Here is a 20,296-nt window from a genome sequence, read left to right as displayed (position 1 = left end):
CCCGCGAATGCGGTGGACCAGTCGACCGAGTACCGACTGGCCTGGCGCATTCGCGAGCCAGCCCGCTCCCGCATTTTGCACCGGTGTTTTCAGGTAGATTGTGCACGCCCAATAACAATAAAAACGCAGGTCACCCCATGGCCGAACCACTGGCTCACGACACCCTTATCCAGGAATCCTGGCGCCGTTGCCGCGCCTTCGGCCTGGACCACCAGAGCACGCCCAGCTTCGACCAGCTCCCCGCCGAGGGCATCAGCCAATTGCTGGAGAGCCAGCACTCGCTGGTGCAGACCACTCACCAGGAAGTGCTGCCCTACTACGAAAACATCCTCAGCAACTCCAATTGCCTGATCATGCTGGCCGACAACCAGGGCCAGGTGCTGACCAGTTGGGGGACCCAGCGCTTTATCGAACCCAAGCTGGCCAGGGGCTTCAACCCCGGTGCCAGCTGGATGGAGCGCTCCAGCGGCACCAATGCGATTGGCACCGCGCTGGCGTGTGCCCAAGCGGTGCACATTGAACACGATGAACACTTTCTCAAGGCCAACCGTTTCATGACCGGCTCGGCGGCGCCGATCTTTGATGCCCAGCGCGAGATCATCGCGGTGCTGGACGTGTCCAGCGACAGCTACCTGCCGCCCTCCCACACCCTGGGCATGGTCAAGATGATGAGCCAGACCGTGGAGAACCGGCTGATCCTCAACCTGTTTCGTGGCGAGCACTTCCAACTGACCTTCAACACGGGCCTGAGTAACCTGGATAGCCAGTGGGCCGGCCTGCTGATCTTTGATGAAAGCGGCCAGGTGCTGTCGGCCAATCGGCGTGCCGACAACCTGCTGGGCATCAGCTTGTCGCGGGTGATGATCGACAGCCTGTTCAAGGTGTCGCTTCTGGAGTTGTTGAACCAGCCGGAAGGGCTGCCCTTCTCCCTCCAGGCGGCGGGACGCAATCGGTTCCAGTGTCTGTTGAAGCGGCCCAGGCAGATGCCGGTGCAGGCGCGGGTGTTCACTGAGCCGACGCCACCGACGCCTGCCTCAATTGGCCTCAAGACCTTGCACTTCGGCGATGTGCGTGTGGAGAAAGCCGTGCGCCAGGCCGAGCGCTTGCTGGAAAAGGACATCCCGCTGCTGATCCACGGTGAAACCGGCGTGGGCAAGGAAGTGTTCGTCAAAGCCCTGCACCAGGCCAGTTCGCGCAGCCAGAAGGCGTTCATCGCGGTGAACTGCGCGGCGATTCCCGCCGAATTGGTGGAGTCGGAGCTGTTCGGCTACGAAAAAGGCGCCTTCACTGGCGCCAATCAAAAAGGCAGCATCGGCCTGATCCGAAAGGCCGACAAGGGCACGCTGTTTCTCGACGAGATCGGTGACATGCCGCTGCCCACCCAGGCCCGCTTGCTCCGGGTGTTGCAGGAGCGTTGCGTGCAGCCGGTGGGCAGCAGCGAGTTGTTCCCGGTGGATTTGCGCATCATCTCGGCCACCAACCGCGCGTTGCGCGAGCTGGTGCTGGCCGGGCGTTTTCGTGAGGATTTGTACTACCGCATCGGCGGCCTGACCCTGGAACTGCCGCCGTTGCGTGAGCGCACCGACAAGCAGGCGTTGTTCAAGCAACTGTGGCAGCAACACCGTGAACCGACGCAATGGGCGGGCCTGAGCGCTGAAGTGTTGGCGCTATTCGAACAGCACCCATGGCCGGGGAATTTACGCCAGGTAAGCAGCGTGCTGCAGGTGGCACTGGCCATGGCCGAGGAACAACCGATCCGCCCGGAGCACCTGCCGGACGATTTCTTTGTGGATCTGAAAGTGGCGCCACCGCCGCCTGCCAGTGAGTACCTGGATGACAGCATTGACCTGAACCAGCGCTTGAAGGCCGCCGGTGGCAACATCTCCCACCTGGCGCGGGAACTGGGCGTGAGCCGCAATACCTTGTACAAGCGTCTGCGCCAACACTAGCGCGGCTTGACCACCACCAGCAGGTCGGTGAAGTACTCCACCTGGATCGGCAGGTTGTCCGCCAGTGACGACAGTGCCGCCGCGGTGTCGTCAAGCTTGAACACACCGGACACCCGCAGGTTCTGCAGGGCCTGGGGGTCAAAGCGCAACATACCGTGGCGGTAGCTGGCGAGGGTTTGCAGTACCTCGCTCAGGGGTTGGTCGTTGACCTTGAGCAGGCCACGGGTCCAGGCGTCGGGGTCGCTGCTGCCGATGGCTTGCGGCGGTTGGGCGCGACCATGGTCGAGGACCGAACGCTGGCCAGCCGCTACCTTGACCCCCTCGCGGGTGTCGCCTTTGACCGCCACCGTGGACTCGATCACTGTGACCACCGTGGTGCCGTCTGCCGCACGCTTGACCAGATAACGCGTGCCCAGCGCAGTGGCCGTACCCTGGTCGGTGCGGACCACGAAAGGCCGTTGCGCATCCTTGGCCACGTCTACCCAGAGCTCGCCTTGCAGCAGTTCGATCACCCGTTGATGGCCATCGAACTTCACGTCCACCGCGGAGTTGCTGTTGAGTTGCAACTGGCTGCCGTCCTCGAGGGCGATCTGCCGGCGCTCGCCGACGCCGGTGCGCTGGTCGGCCATCCAGATCGGCAAGTGTTGCAGACCCAGCCAGCCGCACACGACCACGCCAAGCAAACCCACCACCTGCGCGCCACGCGGACGTCGCGGGGTGAATGCACGGTTGAGGGCAATGCGCGCGGGCTTGGCCGGTAACGCATCGAGGCTGCCCCACACCGCACTCATGCGCTCAATGGCCACCGCGTGGCGCGGATCGGCCTGGCGCCAGGCGTTGAATGCCTGGCGGTCGGCGTCGGTGACGGCTTCGTCGTGCAGGCGCGTGAGCCACTGTGCCGCCTGCTGGATGATCTGTTCGGAACTCATGCCAGCGGGTCTGCCGGGTGCAGGCTGTGGTAGCAATGCACCAGGGCGCTGGAGATGTAGTTTTTGACGGTGCTGGAAGACACGTCCAGGCACGTGGCGATTTCGCTGTAGGTCAGGCCATCGAGGCGACTCAACAGGAATGCTTCGCGGGCCTTGGCAGGCAGCCCGGCGAGCATCTCGGCGATGCGTTCGAGGGCTTGCAGTGCCACGTGAATCGCGGCCGGGTCGGGCATGCCGGCGTCTTCACACTGGATCGCGAGGGCTTCCATATAGGCTTTTTCGATACGGCGGCGTCGGGCGCCGTCGATCAACAGCCGACCTGCAGTGGTGGCCAGGAAAGCGCGAGGCTCCTTGATCGCCTGCGGCTCGGCCAGCATCAATACACGGATGAACGCGTCATGGGCCAGGTCGGCAGCATGTTGGGAGCAGCCGAGTTTCTTGCGCAGCCAGCCGTGCAACCAGCCGTGGTGCTCGCTGTACATCGCCGTGAGGGTCTGCTGCCGGACGGAGTCGCCCAGCGCGGCCGGAATGTCATGCATGCGCAAAAAGATCTCAAATGGGAAATGTTACCAATTGCGCAAACAATGCCAGTAAAACGGTGCAGGAGCAAGGGCCTACCCCTGCGCTGAAAACACCGCGAATCGAATAGGCGAGCTGGCCTGCCTGCGATGCGGTGTGTCAATTAAAGCCGCATCGACTCAATGACCACCTCGCAGGCAAGCCCGCGCGCACATCAGCGCCAGCTCCACGACACGCCGGTGTAGATGCCACGGCCATCCGCCGGTGTGGACCGCGCGACATCCAACCCTTTGTCGTCGTAGCCCGGCGTAACGGTATTGGCGTAACGACGGTTGGTCAGGTTGCGCAGGTCGACCCAGGCTTGCCAGTCTTGCTTGGGCGCGTCGTAGCCGAAGGTGGCGCCAAGCAGGGTGTAGGACGCGGCGTAGTAGGAATTGGCGTAGTCCACCGCCACCCTTGATGAATGCTCGGTGTTCAGGCTGGTGTAGAAGCCGGTCGGATGGCTGTAGCGCAGCTGCGCCTGGTAGTAATGCTTGGGAATGCCCGGCAAGGTGTTGTCGCCGAAGCGGTCATCGTCACGGTAGTGGAAGTCGCTGAAGGTATAGGCTTGGCGCAGGGCGACCTGGCCATTGCGGCCACCGTCCCACAACGGGCTGAGCAGGCCCAGCTCCACACCTTGGTGCACCGTGGGGCTGGCGTTGGACTCGGCGACGATGGCATTGCTGGTGGAGGTCTGGGCCTGGGTTTCCACGGTGAGCAGTTCGTGGCGCACTTCGGAGCGATACAGTGCCAGGTCCCATTGGCCGAGCCAGGCTTCGCCACGCCCGCCGATTTCGAGGGTGGTGGCGGTCTGGTTTTTCAGGCTCACGCCTTCGCGCTGTAAGCCGGTGGCCGCTCCGCTGCCTGCGGGGAAGTATTTGTTGGACCCCCAGATCATCGACCAGGCGTGCGGCGGCTCCACCGAGCGACTCAGGTTGCCGTACACCTGCAATTGCGGGGTGAAGTCATAGCGCAGGCCGAGGCGCGGCGCGTAGTCCCAGTCGTGCTGGCTAAGCGGCGCCTGGCCTTCGGGATAGGTGACCTGGGTTTCACGGCGGGTGTAGATCGCGGCCAGGCCAGTGGTTAGCCACAGGTCCGGGACCAGCTCGAGGTCGTTGCCGATATGCAGCACGGTATCGGAGCCCAGGTAGCTGTAGTCGCGGGTCTTGGTGCCGGGGGCGTAAGGGGCGGTGTTGCCAGCGGGCGTACGCACATACTCCGAGGCGCCGTTGTTAGGCATCGCCTGGGTGGTGCGCAGACCGAGTGTGGTTTTGCTGTCGTGGCCGAACAGCGTGTCCTGGCGGATGTAGTTGAGGGTGCTGCTGATATCGGTGTAGGCGACTTTCAGGCGGTTGGTGCCTTCGCGCAGGTCCATCGGGTAGTCGTGGTAGGCCAGTCCGACCTCGACACGGGCATTGTCGTCCAACTGCAGGGTGGTCTTGTTGGCGATCCAGGTGGAGCCCGGCTGCAGGCGCTTGGAATCGCGGGCAGCGTTGAGGCTGTTGGCCGCGCGCGGGTCATGGCTGATCTGGTTACGCGTGAGCTTGCCCGGGGTGTCGTTGGTGGTTTCGCGGTAGCGGAAATAGAAGCGGGTTTCCAGGTCCGGGTTGAAACGGTAGCCGAAGTTGGCGGCCACACCCTTGCCGGTGGCCGCGCTCTGGCGCTGGTAGCCGTCGGACTCGGAGTCCGTGAGGCTGATGTAGTAGTCGGCATCTCCCAGCACCTGGCCCGAACTGATCTCACGCTGTGCATAGCCTTTGCTGCCCGCTTCGTAGCGCAGTTGCAGCTTGGGTGCGTCATAGCCCGTGCGCGTGACGTAGTTGACCGCGCCGCCGAGGGCGAGTGCGCCCTGGTCAAAACCGTTGGCGCCGCGCAGCACTTCGACACGGCTTTGCCACAAGGGGTCTTTCAACTCGTAGGGGGTGCCGCCGGGGCCAGTCAGCGGCAGGCCGTCGAACATTTCATATAAACCGGAGGCATGGGAGCCGGGGCTGCGGTTCAGGCCCGAACCACGAATCGAGAGTTTCACCCCTTCGTTATTCGCCGCCTTGGCGTACACCCCAGGCTGGTATTTGAACACGTCTTCGTTGGTGCTCACCCGCCCCTGCTGCACGCTGTTCATATCGATGTAGTTGGTAGCGCCCGGCACGCTCTGGAGCTGCGCCTGGGCCACTTCGCCGGCGCTGGCTTCGCTGCTGGTGACTTCGACCGGGGCCAATTGCAGGTCTTCGGCGTGCACCAGTGAGCTTAACGTCAGGGCGGCAAACAGGAGCGGAGGTTGGCGCAACAGCATGGGGGCAAGTCCTTGGAATTCGGGGGGCACGTGGTGGGAAGACAGGGACGCCCGCCAGGTCACTCCTTGTTAACGGACCAGACCTTTCCCACAACAGCATCGGACGCGGAATTTTCGCTAAGTCCGAAATCGAATTAAGACATGCAAACTCAGTATTTAAGGAAATAACCGTCACGCATTACTGTGGAGCCACTGAGTTACCCATGTACCACGAGACCGCCCTCATGCAGACATCCGCCACCGTCATCGACTTCTCGCTCCACCGTAAACGCCGCCAGGCGCGTGCAGCCGCTGAGTTGATGTGGGCGATGTACGCGGCGCGTGCCGGGCTGGCGGTGTTTACCGCCCAGGCTACCTCGCCCAGCGACACTCGCCGGGCGTAAGGCCGATGAATTTCCTGCACGTGCTCCCCGAACCCCCTGCCCCCCTGCCCAAGCCCAGCCCTGACGACGATGTGATCAGCCTGTGCGTCGCCCATAACCTGCAACGCCTGCGTAGCAAACGCCACTTGTCCCTGGATGGCTTGGCGCGCGCCTGCGGCGTGAGCCGGGCGATGCTGGCGCAGATCGAATCCGGGCGCAGCGTGCCGTCGATCAAGGTGCTGTGCAAGATTGCCAAGGGCTTGAAGGTGTCAGTCGCCGCGTTCCTGGAAGACCGCGCCTTCGAGGGAGTGGAAGTGCTGCCGGCGCAACAGAGCAAGCGCCTGGTGAGTGCCGATGGCGCGTTTATCAGCCGTGCCTTGTTCCCCTACGATACTGCTCGGCAATCCGAGTTCTACGAGATTCGCCTGCGAGCGCTGGGCGAGGAAGTTTCCGAAGGCCATGGCCCTGGCATCCAGGAAAACCTGGTGGTGGCCCAAGGCGTTTTGGAAGTGAGCGTCAACGACGAGCGCTACCTCCTTTCCACCGGGGACTCGATCTTGTTCTACGCCGACCAGCCCCACCGCTACCGTAACCCGGCGGACAGCGAAGCAGTGGCGTTTCTGGTGATTACCTATCCAGAACGCCTGGATTGACCTGGATGAAAATGCACAACGCCCCGACTAATCGGGGCGTTTTTTTTAGCGCGAGACCTATCAGCAGGTGCAGCACATCATCGGCATGCCGTTGCAGCTCATCATCATTGGCATGGCGCAGTCGTTCATCATTTTGTTCATGAGCATGCAGCAGTTTTCCATCATGGCCATGCTCATGCCCGGCATTGGCATCATCTTGCAGATCATGCTGTCGCCCATCAGGGTGCACTCCATCACGCAGTTCATCATCGGCATCGGCATCGGCATCGGCATGCCCATCATTGGCATCATGTTCATGCCTGTCATCATGGCCATAGCGTCAGCCGACATGCCCATCATGGACATGTTGGCGCACTGCATCATCATCGGCATGCCACAGTTCATCATCATCGCCATCATTTCGGCGTTGGTCTTGAACTGAGCCATGTCCATCCCGGCAGCCGGCTTCATGGTGCACATCATGGCGTCCGCGGCCATTTCGCACTGCATGGTTGCCATCATCATCGGCATGCCCATCATCGGCATCATAGGCATGGACGTGTTCATTGGCATCTGCATGGCGTTCATCATCTTCGAAACTCCGTAATCGACAGGAAATGAGTCAGTTCTGGGGCCGATTCTAGAGGTGCCAGACGGCGACGCAAGACGCCGACGGAGCAGCAGGAATGGATGTTAGGAAGCAGGCTTGGCGCAAGAAACAGTGGTGCAGGATGTGATGTTCGTCATTGCGTCGCTATTGCATCCGGACTGACTGCTAAGCGTGCCAGATCGACGCCATGGATATTCGATCCTGGAATCTCGTCCAACCTTATGGAAATAAACGATATAACACGCGGTGCCCCACCTCAGTATTTGCCCAGCGCTTGCATCAGTTCCTCTGCTTCCGACCCTGGCGGCAGCCGGAAACCTTTCATTTCATCCGGAGCCAGGATCTCGTCCAACGCCTCGAGCAACTGCGCCTCGGTCGGCGCGTCACGCAGCAGCTTGTGTGCTGGCAGCAACAGTTCCGAGGCAACACCCTGGACACTTGCCGCATCGATCACGGCAAAAAGGATAAAGCGCAAACGTATTTCGCGATCACCAGGCCAAACCGTTTTTCGCTTACCCATGCTGGAGGCCTCTACTTTTCGGAAAAATCCGAGGCTATTGATGACCGCAGGGTGTTTCAAGCAGAGGGAGACAAGATAGGCAACTTCCTACAGAAGAAAGAGAAACCCCGTACCCACCCTTCAAGAGGGCCAAGTGTTCATGGGTCTGGCTGACAGGTCTCGCGCCACCGTCAAACAATCATTGCACCGGTAGGAAATTCATCAGCAACAAGCTCTGCGCATAGTTGAGACCGATGCGCCGGTAGCGCTCATCGAGCATCTGGGTCAGCAAGTCAAGGCGTGCCACGATCTTGCCGAACTCCACCGCGAAACTGAGGTTGCTGCCCTCCTCCGATATTTCGTTGGAAAACAGCAGCAGCACGCCATTCGCATCCTGGCGCTGGCTCAGCAGCCAGGTGGCCTTCTCGATATTACGCGCGGCATTGCTGACGAACTGCGGGTTGATCGAATCGGTGATGTAGAACTCGGTGCGTCCACCGTGAGCCGTCACGATCATGCTGCCAATCGCATAGATAAACGCGCCTACCCGGTCGCCCTTGAACTCGGGGCTCAAGGAATAACTCAGCGCCACCAGATCACGACGCTCCCCCAGGGCTGGTAGCGTGCGACGTTGCTCGATGGCCTGGCGAATCTCCCGCGCAGCCGTGACGGCATCCGGATAACCCGACTGGCGCCACTGGCTGGGATTACGCAGATAGAGCTTGTTCATCAGCAGATACAAGCTTTGCAGGTTGTCGCGCATACCCAGCGTGGCCATGCGATCGACACTGGTCTGGAAGAACTCATCGGGCTTGCCATTGCTGAACTGCTTGGCGATATCCCGCCCCTGTTGCTGGCTGCAACCGCTGGCACAGAGCATCAGCACGGCGGCCAGCAACAAGGGCTGGCGCATCCGTCGACGGTTGAAATTAGGAAACGTGCGATCCATCGGCACCCGATCTGGTTCATCTGCCCACGCGGGAATCGGCGGGGCTGCGACAGAGATAGAGCGGAGAAATCAAAAAAAGTGCAGTGAAGGGGGGAGATAGTTGTAGACCGATACCGCCTGGCGGGTGAATGGGCTCCAGCGTGAAGAATTCATTTCAGGCTCTATACTGAGCGCAACAGCTGCGTGTGTTGTTGGCGATCCAGGGTGGTATCTCAACCTTTGAACGGCCTGGCGGTTTTGTCTACATCGCCCACGGCATGCTCACCAGCAGTTGTACATGAGGTGACGGCAATGAAACATCCCATTCGAGCTCAGATGGTTGTTCAGATGATTTGCCTGCTGTCGGTGGCTCAGCTTTTTTGTTGAGCGGCGTTCTACCGCCTTGATCTTCGCGCCGGCGTTGCGGCACGGGAAGGTATTGCCTGCTATTAACAGGTGAGCTGTCCCGGCGACCCCGTGCCGGGACAGACTCTGCACCTACAGCAACACCGTGGCCAGCATGCCTAGGGCGCCCAGGCAAAACCCGATCAATGCGCCTCGCCCGGGGACTTCATGGAACAGCGCCCAGATCACCACAGGCTCCAGCAGCAATAACGAGGTGATCGATACCACCGTGACCACCCAGATGTCACCGACCGCCCGATACCCCAGCCAATACGCCCCCAATAGACACAGCCCGGCAAAGCACATCACCACCACCGGCATGATGAACCCCTGCCATGACCCGTCGCCTGCGTGGGCCAGCTTGGCAGTTACCACCTCGCTGTAGATTGCACAAAACTCACCGACGACCATCAACCCTAGAGCAGAAACTCCGAGTAATTCTTTGGACATATCAAAAACTCCTTCGTATTCAACGCACTATTTTTCAACTCCCAGCTGGCGATGCCGCTGCCGAGGGTTTCGTTGCAGAGATACGAAGCAGCCTTGAACAGGCCTGAGTTACCGAAGTGCTTTTGCATGCTCATGTCCTTTATAGGGGGTGAGGCTTGGCGACCCTGTAGGTCGGCCCTCCCGATCATACGTTCCGTCAGCGGTTTTGAACAATCAGGGCTCGGCGGGCCTGAAAAGCATTAAAAATGTGCAGGCTCCTTCGCCGCCTCCCTTCATGATCGGGCTATGATCGGCACCTATGAACCGGACGCCCGATGCCCCATGCCTGTCGACCTGCAAGCCCTCTACCCCAAACTGATCCACTTGATGCTGGATACGGTCTTCGTCGTCGACGGCGACAACGTCATTGTCTTCGTGAGCGATGCCTGTGAGGCACTGCTCGGCTACCCAGCCGAAGCGTTGACGGGCACCCTGATCACCCACTACATGCACCCGGAAGACCTGGCGCGCACCCGCGCCTCCATTGTCCGGGTCATGAATGGCCAACCCCATGTCGACTTTCGCAATCGCTACATCCGCAAGGATGGCAGCGTCGTGCACATCCTCTGGGCGGCCTTCTGGTCCAAGGAAGTCGGGGCGCGGATCGGCGTCGCGCGGGACGTCACCGCGCTCACCCAGGCCGAGGAGGAGCTACGCTTCCTCGCCCACCATGACCCGCTGACGGCTCTCACCAACCGCTCGCTGTTCAATGACCGGCTGGACCACGCCTTGCAAGCCGCACGGACTCACAACCACACCCTGGCGTTGCTGTTTCTGGACATCAATGACTTCAAGGCCATCAACGACGTGCACGGCCATGCCATGGGCGACCGCGTGCTCTGCGCAATTGCACGGCGACTGGAGCGTTGCGTGCGCGAGGGCGACCTGGTGGCCCGGATGGGCGGCGATGAGTTCACGGTGCTGATCACGGATATCCAGTCGCCGGATGCGGTTGACGCAAGGGTGGCGCAGATACTCGCGGTCATGGCTGAGCCGCTGGGGCCGGAGTTTGGCGGGGTGAAGATGCCATCCTGCAGCGTAGGCGTGGCGTTCTACCCTGGGGATGGGGAAGATGCGGATACGCTGTTGAGCCATGCCGATGGGGAAATGTATCGGGTGAAAAGGTTGCGGGTGGTGAGCGAGTGAAATGGATGCGCACCGGCTTCAACCACCCACCGGCGCATGCTCGGACATCAATTCCATTACCCAGTCGATAAATACCCGCACTTTGGGGCTGACATGGCGATTCGGCGGGAAGGCCAGATACATCGGCATTGGCGCCATGTGCCAGTCCTCGAACAGCGGCAGCAACTCGCCGCTGACCACGTGCGGCTTGGCCATGTAGTGCGGGAGCCATAGCATGCCCAGCCCAGCCAGGCCGGCAGCGAGGTACGCATTGCCGTCGTCGACCGTCAATTGCGGGCGGCCTTGGGCGTTGATGCGCTCCTCCCCCCTCTGCATCGCATAGGGCAAGGTTTTGCCCGTACGAAACCAGAGGAAGCCGACGGTACTGTGACTGCCCTCCTCCAGCTCACGGGGGTGCGCCGGCGTACCGAAGCGCTGCAGATAGCCGGGTGTGGCATAGATGCCGAGTTTCAAATCACCCACGTGCCTTGCCACCAGGAACTGATCGGTGATCTCACCACCACGCAACACGCAGTCAACGTTTTCGCCAATGATGTCGACGATGCGATCGCTCGCGCCCACCGTCAGCTGGATTTCCGGGTAGCGTGCGAAAAAGCCCGGCAAGGCGGGTATCAGCAGCATTCGCGCCAGGGGGCTGGGTACATCCACACGCAGCCGCCCGCGCGGGGTCATCGATGCGCTGGACAGGCTGGTCTCGGCATCGTCGATATCGACCAGCAGCCGCACGACGCGCTCGTAGTAGGCCGCGCCGTCGGCGGTGACGTTGACCTTGCGCGTGGTGCGGTTGAGCAGGCGCACACGCAGCCTCGCTTCCAGTTGCTGAACGAGCTGCGTCACGGTGGTCTTGCTCATGTGCAGGGTGGCTGCCGCCTTGGTGAAGCTGCCGGTTTCCACCACACGGGCAAAGGCCTGCATTGCATCGAAACGGTCCATTTCACGCCTCACTCGGGTTTAGATAGTTTGGATTCTACAAACAGTCATGACCAGAGTTGCCCGTTTATTCAGGTCGTCCTTCTTTCTACAGTGGAGACCTCGTAAACAGCGGGCCGCAACGGCCCCGAAGGAGCCATGCAATGACCAGCACACGCGATGCCATTTTCCCGGCTGACCGCCATGAACTGTACGAACGCCACCGCTACTCGCCGGCGATTCGCGCCAACGGCTTTCTGTTCGTATCCGGCCAGGTCGGCAGCCGCAAGGACGGCTCGGCCGAGCCGGACCTCGCAGCACAGGTTCGCCTGGCCTTCACCAATCTCAACGCGATCCTGGCCGAGGCCGGCAGCAGTTTCGAGGATGTGGTCGACACGACGATCTTCATCATAGACCCCGACTCCAAATTCGAAACCATCTGGGAAGTCGCGGCCGAGTACTGGGGCGAGGCGCCCTACCCCACGGCGACCGTTATCGGCGTGACCTGGTTGTCCGGCTTTGACTTCGAGATCAAGGTGATCGCCAAGCTACCCCAGTAGAACCGGCAAGCCGCCTCTACCGATCGCCGGCGCGAACAGTCTTGTTGTTCCTGGCGCGCGCCCTTCACTCTCGGTCGGTTCCTGCCTGATGTGACCGTCCGCTTCTGGCCGTTTTCTGCTGATCTTGACCGGTAGGAAGCGGCCCGTGGCGGCCTTTGTGAAGGCTCATTTCGCGTATTAGCCCGTTGCCCCCACCAGCGCTGCATCCTTCGCTACCGCACGTTTATAAGCGTCGCGGCCCATTAATTTCTCGGCGTAAGCAAGAAACGCGGCGCTGTGCGGCAAGGTGCCCAACCCTAACCCCCAGCCGATGTGAGAGCCAACATAAACGTCAGCGGCGGTGAAACGCGCTCCGGCAATGAACGGCTGAGCCGACACTGCGCGTTCGAGTTGATCCACGGTGCGCTCGTAGCTCCCATAGCCAAAGAAGAACTCCTGGTCCGGCGTGGGGTTGAAGCCGGCGCGGTGGTTGGTTACCGCCTGCTCCAAGGGGCCCGCGGCGAAAAACATCCAACGGTAGTAGGACGCCCGCTCCGCTGCAACGGGGGCCAAGTTTGCTTCGGGGAACGCATCAGCCAGATACGCACAGATCGCGGCGGTTTCTGTTATGGTTTGCCCGTTATGCACGAGTGCGGGGATCTTCCCCATCGGGTTCACGTCGCGAAAAAAAATAACGCTGGGATCATCTGGGTCGGCTGCCGCCGGCGCTGCCAGCGCAGCACCGCCCCAGCGATCATCCTGGCTGGTCGGCTGGTAATCCAGAATGATCGTTTCATAGGTGCAGCCGATTTCTTCGAGCATCCAGCGCACCATGCGCCCGCGAGAGTTGGGATTGGTATAGAACGTCATTGTCATCGTGAGCGCCTCTTGGCCCGGTTTAGTGACGACAATGTTAAGAGCGAAGCTGCATAACCCCTTGGGCGGTTTACGCCAGAATACTTGCGGAACGCGCCATTAGCGGGCGTTTCGCTACGCACTGCCGCTCACCTGCGGTTCGGAGCATAGACATGTCGCACCTTCAGACCGGCGCCGAGCGGTGTAAATTGCCCAGAGTATTCTGGCAGTCGATAGAGCAATTGGGACTCGATCCCGCGTTGATTCAACATCAGGCTCAACTGCCCCATGACATTCACCTGAACGAAGCCGCTGTTATCAGCACGCGCCAGCTCTTTGCGGTTTGGAATGCTATCGAGGCGCTTTCTGCAGACCCCGCCTTCGCGATAAAAATGGTTCGCGACACGCCCAGTGCGAAACACAAAATGGCATTCCTCGCCGCGTTATATGGCGCCGACTTGCGCGACGCAATTGCGAGGTATTCCCGCTTCAAACGCCTATGCAGTCCCGACCAGATTTGCATCGAAGAGCGTCAGGGCAATGTGTCATTCACCATTCAGTGGCCTTCTGGCACGGGGCCGGCGCCTTTCGCCTCAGTGGACGCTGGATTTGCTCTGTTACTGGAACTAGGTCGACGAGGCACCGGCAAACACTTGGTACCCGTCCAATTGAGTTTAAGACGGCCAACGCCGACCCCGGAAACCCATTCGATTTATTTCGGTTGCCCCATTCGCTACGGCGCGGACCGTGACGAGTTGACCGTGAGCGCCGCCGACCTCGATTTACCGTTTCTTGAACACAATCCGGACGTGTTGCACATGATGACCCCCGGTCTTACTGCCGCAATGCGAGAAATTGAGGCTCCCGCAGGATTCTGTGAGCAGGTCATTGAAGTGCTGAAAAGAGCCCTGGCGGCGGGGCGGCCAAGTTTGCAGAATCTCGCCCAAGAACTCTTGCAGAGCGAGCGAACGTTACAACGACGATTAGCGTCGGAGGGTACGACGTTCAGCGCACTGCTCAACGAGGCTCGGCGCCAAGTCGGATTTCATTTGCTTGCTGATACGACCCTTGAACTGAAAGAGGTGGCTTATCTGCTCGGTTACGAGGACGTCAACTCTTATTACCGGGCGTTTCGGCAATGGGAGAAGGTTTCACCCAGTCAGTGGCGACTGTCCAATACATGAAGTGTGACGCTGGCGGTGTGTGGGCGGGGATGTTCGCTTTTGGCCGCAAGCGGACGTTCATCGCCGCATGACTCAGGAAAATGCAGCCTGTACAAATGCCTCTAACGCCTTGTCTTCCAGGATTTCGATGGAGAAGTGCCCAAAGCGCTTAGGCAACCAGATAATGCGTGTCCCGGACGGTGACTGCAGGTTCGCGCGGACCAAGGGCTTTCCGTTTTCGTCTTCTGGCTGAACACCGGCGAACATCAGGTCGTCGTAGGCCTTCTCGATATCCGGCGTCGAATAGCAGTGGCGATAAATCATCCCTTCTCCCGAGGAGTCTAATAGCTCCCTCAGGTTCCCCGCCAATGGCTGTACCAACATGAAACGCTCTTGACCGATCAGCGCTATCGCGTAGCGCACATGCAGGCCACCTCGTTCCCAAACGAGCGTTTTGGATATCCTGGCATTAAGTATCTGTGCGTAGTAAGCACAGGCTTCTTCGAGATTATTGACCAGTACATCGACGTGACTGAACTTCAGATCCATTGCCGCCTTCCTGTTGAGTCGGCGTCAATGTTAAGCCGCAGACGCTCAGAATTCCATGGACCTCATGAATCTATATTGTTGGTGTAGAAGTGCGCCAATTCGGCGATAAACCAGCGTTCAAACTGAGATAAGCGAGGACCGGTCCATCGTTTGATGGCGAACAACAGTGACTGCCCGCTCCTGGCCGACAGCTGCCGCCCCTCAAAGCCTTTGTCGTGTACGCTGTCACATCGCTGTACGGCTGCTACAAACCGCTTACCCCACTGGCTAGAAGGCACAGGAGTTGTCACAGAACGAAGCAGCGAGGAGTAAGCCTGCCGGGGTATTTTCCGCGCGGGAATCGCTCACATTACGTACGGCTCGAACAGGCGTCGCACGTCCACCCTCGCCTTCAGCTTCGCAGCCAACATGTACAAACCACCCACCTTGCGATGCAGAAACAGGACAGCTACCGGTGGCGTGTGCCAGAAGTCGCGATCGGCACCCAGTTGCCACCCTGCATCGCGCAAGCGTCCTGCGAGGTCGGATATTGCAAAGTCATAGGCGCCTTGATGCCGCAGTGGCTCACAGGCCTGGCAGATGAGGTCCGTCAGCAATAACCGATGCTTGGCCAGGGTTTCATGCTGAAAGTAGCCAACTTCCAGCGCTGCCTCGGTGATGGCGGCGCGGTCGTCACGCCAGCCTGCAACCAGCAGCCTCCGAAATGCCTCGGTGCTGTCACGGCTATAAAGGCGCGTGGCGCCGAAGTCGAGCAACACTATCTGCCCGGTTTCTTGCTGATAACGGTAATTGGCAAAGTTGGGGTCGGTCTGGACGCACTGAAACTCAAACACCTCGCGCAGAAGCAGGCCGAACAGCAATGTGATGACCCGGTCACGCTCTGCCTGTGGCGCATGTTCAAGGCTCTCCAATGGGCCGCCGTCGGCGAAGGACATCACCAGAATGTTCGGCGTACTGAACTCGGCATACCCACGCGGAACCAGAATGTCCGGACTGTCGGCTAACAGTTGATGAAAGCGCCGCAAGTGCGTGGCTTCTTTCAGGTAATCCGCTTCATCTTGCAATTGACGCTTGGCCTCGTGGAGCAGCGGTACGACGTCCATGCCGGGAGGCAGCAGCCCGGACATGCGCAGCAAAGTAGCGACGTTATCCACATCGCTGGAAATACTCTCGCGCACACCTGGATATTGCACTTTGATCGCCAGGCGTTGGCCGTCTTTGCCTTGCGCGGCATGAACCTGGCCGATGGATGCCGCCGCCAATGGTGTAAAGGAAAACCGATCGAAACGCCCTTCCCAGCCCTTACCCCAGCTCTCTTCAAGGACCGCTACCAACTGGCTCATGGGCATCGGATGCGCGTCGGAACGCAGGCGGGCAAGAATGTCGCTAAGCTCGCTCGGTAATAAATCACCCGCATCCATTGACAACAACTGTCCGATCTTCATGGCCGCGCCACGCAATTGCGACAATTGCTCGGCCACGCGCTGCGCATTACCCGGCGTCAACAGCAGGTCACTGAACACCGGACGTTTACCTTGAGACAACTGCCGTGCACCTTCGGCCAGCATGCCGCCCACCACGCCCGAGGCCAAACTGCCAAAACGCATCAGCCGCGACAAGCGACTGCCCGGCACTGCAGACGACCCGGGCAGGCGCGGTTTCACGAATGAATGACTACAGCGATTGCGCCAACAAGCAGGCAAACGCAAGCCACAGTGGTCAGGCGCAACCGCATGGGCAGGTACCAGGCGGGCAGGCTCACAACCCGAACCAACTGTCGGTCCTGCCAGAAGTGGACGACAAATCCGACGATCAACAGCGAGCACCCCAACGGCACTGGCAGTAACGTGCTGAGCCAAGCGATAAGAGCCGGGATGACGCTCCATATAAACCGGTCGCGGCGCAATTGGGCACTCATGCTTTGCACTGACATGGCAAAGCCCCAGTGCAAGGCGCCGATGAAGCTCAAGATGACAGCGCCATAATTGACCAGCGCCACAGCGCAAAACGGCCGATATTCTCGAGAAGTGAGGACGAGTAGCGCGAGACCAATAAACGGTAGCAAACCGCCATATCCCAGCAGGACGATATTCCTTGGCGGCGAGATCGAAGACGACACGTTCATTTCAATTTCTTCCAGTGCCCGATAGACAAGACTGTAGACCCAAAAGCTATGACCTGATGCCATTGCTTTGCAAATGGACAGTCCTGTCCTTGATTGATCGGTCGTTTTGGACCGCAAGCTGCCCCTCACTCTTGCACTTTCTGCTCGCTGGCGGATTCACTTTGAGCATGAAATTGCTTGATATCGGAGAGCCGGATTTCCTCCGGCAAAGGACGGTGATGCTTGCTGTGGCCGACGCGCTGGGCGTGATAGATCCCGGTATGTCCGGATACGAGGTAACTGGCGATACAGGCAATGGCTGCAAGCGGAGCAATTTCGGGCCCGAAGAGTTCCATGGCCATCACAATGGTTGCCAGCGGCGTATTAGCCGCGCCCGCGAAGACGGCGACAAAACCGATACCGGCCAGCATGGCGAAGGGAAGATGCAGCAGGGGCGCTAGCGCATTGCCCAATGTGGCGCCAATGTAAAACAGCGGAGTGACTTCGCCGCCCTTGAATCCACTGCCCAGGGAGACAACGGTGAACACCATCTTTCCAAACCAGTCCCAAGGAGCCATTGGCATTTGAAAGGATTGGACGATGCTCGGAATGCCCAGTCCGATATACGTATAGACGTCGACGTAATGGTTACGACCGAGCGCCCACACTGCGACTGCGATCAGCAGGCCGCCAGCGAAGGGTCTTAAGGGTGAATAGGTGATGAGCCGCTTAACCAACGCCCCGAGCGTGTGAGTCGCTGTCGCGAATAACAGGCCCGCAAGGCCGAAGACAATCCCAGCGGCGACCACAGCCATGACACTCCAGAGCTGTACCGGAACCACTTCGCCAATGACGTAATGCGTATGAACCACGCCCCAGGCTTGCCCCACCTGGTCAGCAACGATTGCCGCAACCACGCAAGGGAAAAGCGCGTCGTAACGCATACGTCCAATGGCCAATACTTCAAGTCCGAATAAAGCCCCGGCAAGAGGGGTGCCGAAGACGGACGCAAAGCCAGCGCTGATGCCGGCCATAAGAATCACCCGGCGATCCTCGCGACGCAGCCGGAAGACATGCGTCAGTTGATCGGCAAGGGCCCCGCCCATTTGCACCGCCGTACCCTCACGCCCAACAGATGCGCCAAAGAGGTGGGAAACCACCGTTCCGATAAGCACCATCGGGACCATGCGCAAGGGGACAACCTTTTTAGGATCGTGGATCTCATCGATGATCAGGTTGTTTCCAGCATCAACGGGCTTGCCTATCAAGTGATACGCAAGTCCCACGGCAAAGCCAGCAACGGGCAGGAGCCAGATGACCCAGGGATGGGTCTCTCGCCACTGGGTGGCATGATCCAGGGAAAGCAGGAATAACGCAGAAGCAGAACCTGCCAAAAGCGCTATAAGACCTGCAAGCGCAAGCCATTTCGCTAGGTAGGGCAGTAAGTCGAGTTGTTCAGGTCGTCGAAATTTAGACATTTGGCCAGCCACAAAAAAGTAAGTGGGCCTGACCAAAAACGGATGCTGGGCGCGAACGCCTACAGACCTGGTTTGATCAGGTTTCTGTAGGCATCATCAGCTGCTACGGGCGCAGCGGTTGGTTAATGGAGGAATGCCATCTCCAATGGGCCGATCTTAGCCAGCCCTGGCGGAAATGTAAAATCTTGTTACAAAGCTAGCCAGTATGAGAAGGATGTCTAGCTCAGTGGCTTTTTTGCCGACGAAGCCCATCTTGAGGGGGGCGTCATGCAAACGGTTCATCGACGTGCCGGGCAGATCGTGAAGCCGATTCGCTGACCGCCATGTGCGGAGCGTGGCCCAAACCGCCTGAAATGGTGCGCAAACGATCAAAGGTGCGAGTGATGGCTGAACCAACCCGCAGAAACGCAAAAGCCCCGCAAAGGCGGGGCTTTCGTTTGAATCTTGGCGGTAGACCGGGGATTCGGACCCTGGAGACGCTTTTAACGTCCTCCGGCTTTCAAGGCCACTATGCAACTGCCCGTAGGCCGTGGCCTTGAATGCTCATCGATTCGCGTGAGGCGAGTATTTCACCAGAGAGGGAAGTCTTTTTCAGTGTTTCCCTCACGGGCAAAAGACTCACCCTAACGTGGAATCATTACTTGGCTTGGCGAAGCACGAGCTCCGACAAACGGGTCTTAACGCGGAAGCAGAACTCGCGAATCTGAAATTGATAAGCGGGCATGACCATATAGTTTAAATCAGGACCTAATGAGTCTTTGATTTCCATGTATTTAGCCGTCTTGGCTGCAATGGCTTGGTATTCCGCCTCGTATTTGTTGTACGACACTTTGTTGTAAACCTTCAGGACATCCAGCTCTTTACGGCATTGCTCAGCGCGGTTCTGGTTCAGGCTTGTCTCTGATTCTGACTGAACGGATTCCGGAGCGGCAGGGACGTGGGAGTCAGCGCTGGCGTTCGCAGGGGCGGCCTCGTAGCGAACAGTCCAATTTTCTGGTGCCGGATGTGCGACTTCAGGGGGGGCTTCCTGGACAACGGCAGGAGGTGGAGCCACGTTAGGTTTTTCTGGAGTTTTCGTCGCGCATCCCGAGAGGGCCAGTCCTACCACTACAACGATGCCACACATTTTATCCATCGGTTCCACCAAGAGGTCATTACGGTTGGCTGAGTCGTTAGGTTCTGGGTAAAAGTAATAACTCACTCTGATCGAGTGTAAATTTTCTACCAGACTCAAGGCGCTCAACCTCTCTTCCTTGAGTACGCAGATGGACGATAATAGTAAAAAAACAAAAAGATGACGAGTAAAAGCTCGCCCTAAAAGCCACAAATCTAATCGGATAATCAGTGGGGGACTACGCTGCGCCTGCACCCCAAGGGTGGCGCGTGTAAATTGCAGAGACGATGGGGATGGGTGCCGATGTGGACCAAGCGCAAGCGCCTTGAACCGATTGCCGTATAGGGACGGTCACCAAATACGTTGACCGAAGGATTGGTGAGGACGCCAAGCCCTTCGAACCCGTCAAGGTTTCGGTGCCCCATGAGAAACCGTCTTAGGCCATCAAACCCCAGAAACGCAAAAGCCCCGCTACTGCAGGGCTTTCGTTCGAGTCTTGGCGGGAAACCAGGGATTCGAACCCTGGAGACGCTATTAACGTCCGCCGGTTTTCAAGACTGCCGACTTAACAATACACATCGACAACAGCTTAGGTATTCATCGTTTCCGCACCAGAGCATTTTTTGATGCCCTAGCAAGCCGCATAGACCAAGGGGGCGCATCAGGTTGCGGAAACGACTTCCCCCCTCCCCCGGCGTCCTGCCGACCGTACACAAACCACCAATAGCAGGGCGTCCTGCGCCTCACCGGGGGCCATTTCTGGCAGCAACGCGGCTCGCGATGAA

The 20,296-nt window shown here is 59.4% G+C and carries 20 protein-coding genes and 1 riboswitch; of the genes, 6 read left to right on the top strand and 14 right to left on the bottom strand.

Annotation, left to right across the window (positions count from 1 at the left end; translation table 11 throughout):
* Positions 1-137 precede the first annotated feature (137 nt).
* On the top strand, positions 138-1,949 hold the full coding sequence (locus CQ002_RS16620; RefSeq protein ID WP_034106611.1) for a sigma-54-dependent Fis family transcriptional regulator: 1,812 nt from the start codon (positions 138-140) through the stop codon (positions 1,947-1,949).
* On the opposite strand, the gene CQ002_RS16615 is transcribed toward CQ002_RS16620, so the two are convergent.
* From CQ002_RS16615 to CQ002_RS16605, 3 genes are all read right to left on the bottom strand, one after another.
* Positions 1,946-2,878 carry a FecR family protein gene (locus CQ002_RS16615; RefSeq protein ID WP_098466806.1) on the bottom strand — a complete coding sequence of 311 codons (933 nt, stop codon included), beginning with the start codon at positions 2,876-2,878 and terminating at the stop codon, positions 1,946-1,948. The genes CQ002_RS16620 and CQ002_RS16615 overlap by 4 nt on opposite strands.
* Positions 2,875-3,417: a sigma-70 family RNA polymerase sigma factor gene (locus CQ002_RS16610; RefSeq protein WP_034106614.1), complete on the bottom strand. Its 543-nt coding sequence runs from the start codon at positions 3,415-3,417 to the stop codon at positions 2,875-2,877. The genes CQ002_RS16615 and CQ002_RS16610 overlap by 4 nt, the downstream gene beginning before the upstream one ends.
* Before the next feature lie 194 nt (positions 3,418-3,611).
* The gene (locus CQ002_RS16605; protein ID WP_034106615.1) at positions 3,612-5,729 is read right to left on the bottom strand and encodes a TonB-dependent receptor domain-containing protein; all 2,118 of its coding nucleotides are present in this window, start codon (positions 5,727-5,729) and stop codon (positions 3,612-3,614) included.
* A 224-nt stretch (positions 5,730-5,953) separates the two neighbouring features.
* Here CQ002_RS16605 and CQ002_RS28340 point away from each other — a divergent pair, with 224 nt between their 5' ends.
* Both CQ002_RS28340 and CQ002_RS16595 read left to right on the top strand, forming a co-directional pair.
* A complete protein-coding gene (locus CQ002_RS28340; RefSeq protein ID WP_164403550.1) occupies positions 5,954-6,112 on the top strand; it encodes a hypothetical protein in 159 nt (52 codons plus the stop codon).
* Between the two features lie 5 nt (positions 6,113-6,117).
* Complete coding sequence (locus tag CQ002_RS16595; protein ID WP_034106617.1) at positions 6,118-6,744, top strand: helix-turn-helix domain-containing protein; 627 nt, start codon at positions 6,118-6,120, stop codon at positions 6,742-6,744.
* Between the two features lie 60 nt (positions 6,745-6,804).
* Here CQ002_RS16595 and CQ002_RS28585 read toward each other — a convergent pair whose 3' ends face one another.
* From CQ002_RS28585 to CQ002_RS16575, 4 genes are all read right to left on the bottom strand, one after another.
* Positions 6,805-7,314, bottom strand: a complete 510-nt coding sequence (locus tag CQ002_RS28585) for a hypothetical protein (RefSeq protein ID WP_234010327.1) — start codon at positions 7,312-7,314, stop codon at positions 6,805-6,807.
* 275 nt (positions 7,315-7,589) lie between these two features.
* On the bottom strand, positions 7,590-7,853 hold the full coding sequence (locus tag CQ002_RS16585) for a hypothetical protein (protein WP_105162478.1): 264 nt from the start codon (positions 7,851-7,853) through the stop codon (positions 7,590-7,592).
* A gap of 178 nt (positions 7,854-8,031) precedes the next feature.
* Entirely contained in the window at positions 8,032-8,745 is a 714-nt protein-coding gene (locus tag CQ002_RS16580) for a hypothetical protein (protein WP_105162479.1), read from the bottom strand.
* A 513-nt stretch (positions 8,746-9,258) separates the two neighbouring features.
* On the bottom strand, positions 9,259-9,576 hold the full coding sequence (locus tag CQ002_RS16575; RefSeq protein ID WP_164403556.1) for a hypothetical protein: 318 nt from the start codon (positions 9,574-9,576) through the stop codon (positions 9,259-9,261).
* A gap of 360 nt (positions 9,577-9,936) precedes the next feature.
* On the opposite strand from CQ002_RS16575, the gene CQ002_RS16565 reads away from it, so the two are divergent.
* Positions 9,937-10,800: a GGDEF domain-containing protein gene (locus CQ002_RS16565; protein WP_034106967.1), complete on the top strand. Its 864-nt coding sequence runs from the start codon at positions 9,937-9,939 to the stop codon at positions 10,798-10,800.
* 18 nt (positions 10,801-10,818) lie between these two features.
* Here CQ002_RS16565 and CQ002_RS16560 read toward each other — a convergent pair whose 3' ends face one another.
* Positions 10,819-11,733, bottom strand: a complete 915-nt coding sequence (locus CQ002_RS16560) for a LysR family transcriptional regulator (protein WP_105162481.1) — start codon at positions 11,731-11,733, stop codon at positions 10,819-10,821.
* 140 nt (positions 11,734-11,873) lie between these two features.
* Here CQ002_RS16560 and CQ002_RS16555 point away from each other — a divergent pair, with 140 nt between their 5' ends.
* Positions 11,874-12,269 (top strand): RidA family protein, encoded by a 396-nt coding sequence (locus CQ002_RS16555; protein WP_034106629.1) that lies wholly within the window; start codon positions 11,874-11,876, stop codon positions 12,267-12,269.
* 177 nt (positions 12,270-12,446) lie between these two features.
* On the opposite strand, the gene CQ002_RS16550 is transcribed toward CQ002_RS16555, so the two are convergent.
* Entirely contained in the window at positions 12,447-13,124 is a 678-nt protein-coding gene (locus tag CQ002_RS16550; protein ID WP_199777303.1) for a glutathione S-transferase family protein, read from the bottom strand.
* 152 nt (positions 13,125-13,276) lie between these two features.
* Here CQ002_RS16550 and CQ002_RS16545 point away from each other — a divergent pair, with 152 nt between their 5' ends.
* On the top strand, positions 13,277-14,287 hold the full coding sequence (locus tag CQ002_RS16545; protein ID WP_034106634.1) for an AraC family transcriptional regulator: 1,011 nt from the start codon (positions 13,277-13,279) through the stop codon (positions 14,285-14,287).
* Positions 14,288-14,359: 72 nt separating this feature from the next.
* On the opposite strand, the gene CQ002_RS16540 is transcribed toward CQ002_RS16545, so the two are convergent.
* The 5 genes from CQ002_RS16540 to CQ002_RS28580 all read right to left on the bottom strand — a co-directional run bounded on the left by CQ002_RS16540 (position 14,360) and on the right by CQ002_RS28580 (position 19,640).
* On the bottom strand, positions 14,360-14,815 hold the full coding sequence (locus CQ002_RS16540) for a VOC family protein (protein WP_034106636.1): 456 nt from the start codon (positions 14,813-14,815) through the stop codon (positions 14,360-14,362).
* A 344-nt stretch (positions 14,816-15,159) separates the two neighbouring features.
* Positions 15,160-16,422: an AarF/ABC1/UbiB kinase family protein gene (locus tag CQ002_RS16535; protein ID WP_105162482.1), complete on the bottom strand. Its 1,263-nt coding sequence runs from the start codon at positions 16,420-16,422 to the stop codon at positions 15,160-15,162.
* Positions 16,423-16,475: 53 nt separating this feature from the next.
* Positions 16,476-16,940, bottom strand: a complete 465-nt coding sequence (locus CQ002_RS16530; RefSeq protein ID WP_034106638.1) for a DUF3429 domain-containing protein — start codon at positions 16,938-16,940, stop codon at positions 16,476-16,478.
* A gap of 125 nt (positions 16,941-17,065) precedes the next feature.
* Entirely contained in the window at positions 17,066-18,397 is a 1,332-nt protein-coding gene (locus CQ002_RS16525; RefSeq protein ID WP_105162483.1) for a voltage-gated chloride channel family protein, read from the bottom strand.
* Between the two features lie 80 nt (positions 18,398-18,477).
* Positions 18,478-18,550, bottom strand: a riboswitch (Fluoride riboswitch).
* Between the two features lie 484 nt (positions 18,551-19,034).
* Positions 19,035-19,640 carry a hypothetical protein gene (locus CQ002_RS28580; RefSeq protein ID WP_234010328.1) on the bottom strand — a complete coding sequence of 202 codons (606 nt, stop codon included), beginning with the start codon at positions 19,638-19,640 and terminating at the stop codon, positions 19,035-19,037.
* Between the last annotated feature and the right edge of the window lie 656 nt (positions 19,641-20,296).

Source organism: Pseudomonas sp. MYb13 (genome assembly GCF_002980075.1).
Lineage (GTDB): Bacteria > Pseudomonadota > Gammaproteobacteria > Pseudomonadales > Pseudomonadaceae > Aquipseudomonas > Aquipseudomonas lurida.
The sequence above is the reverse complement of the archived record's forward strand: the minus strand, read 5'-3'. Positions and strand labels throughout refer to the sequence as shown.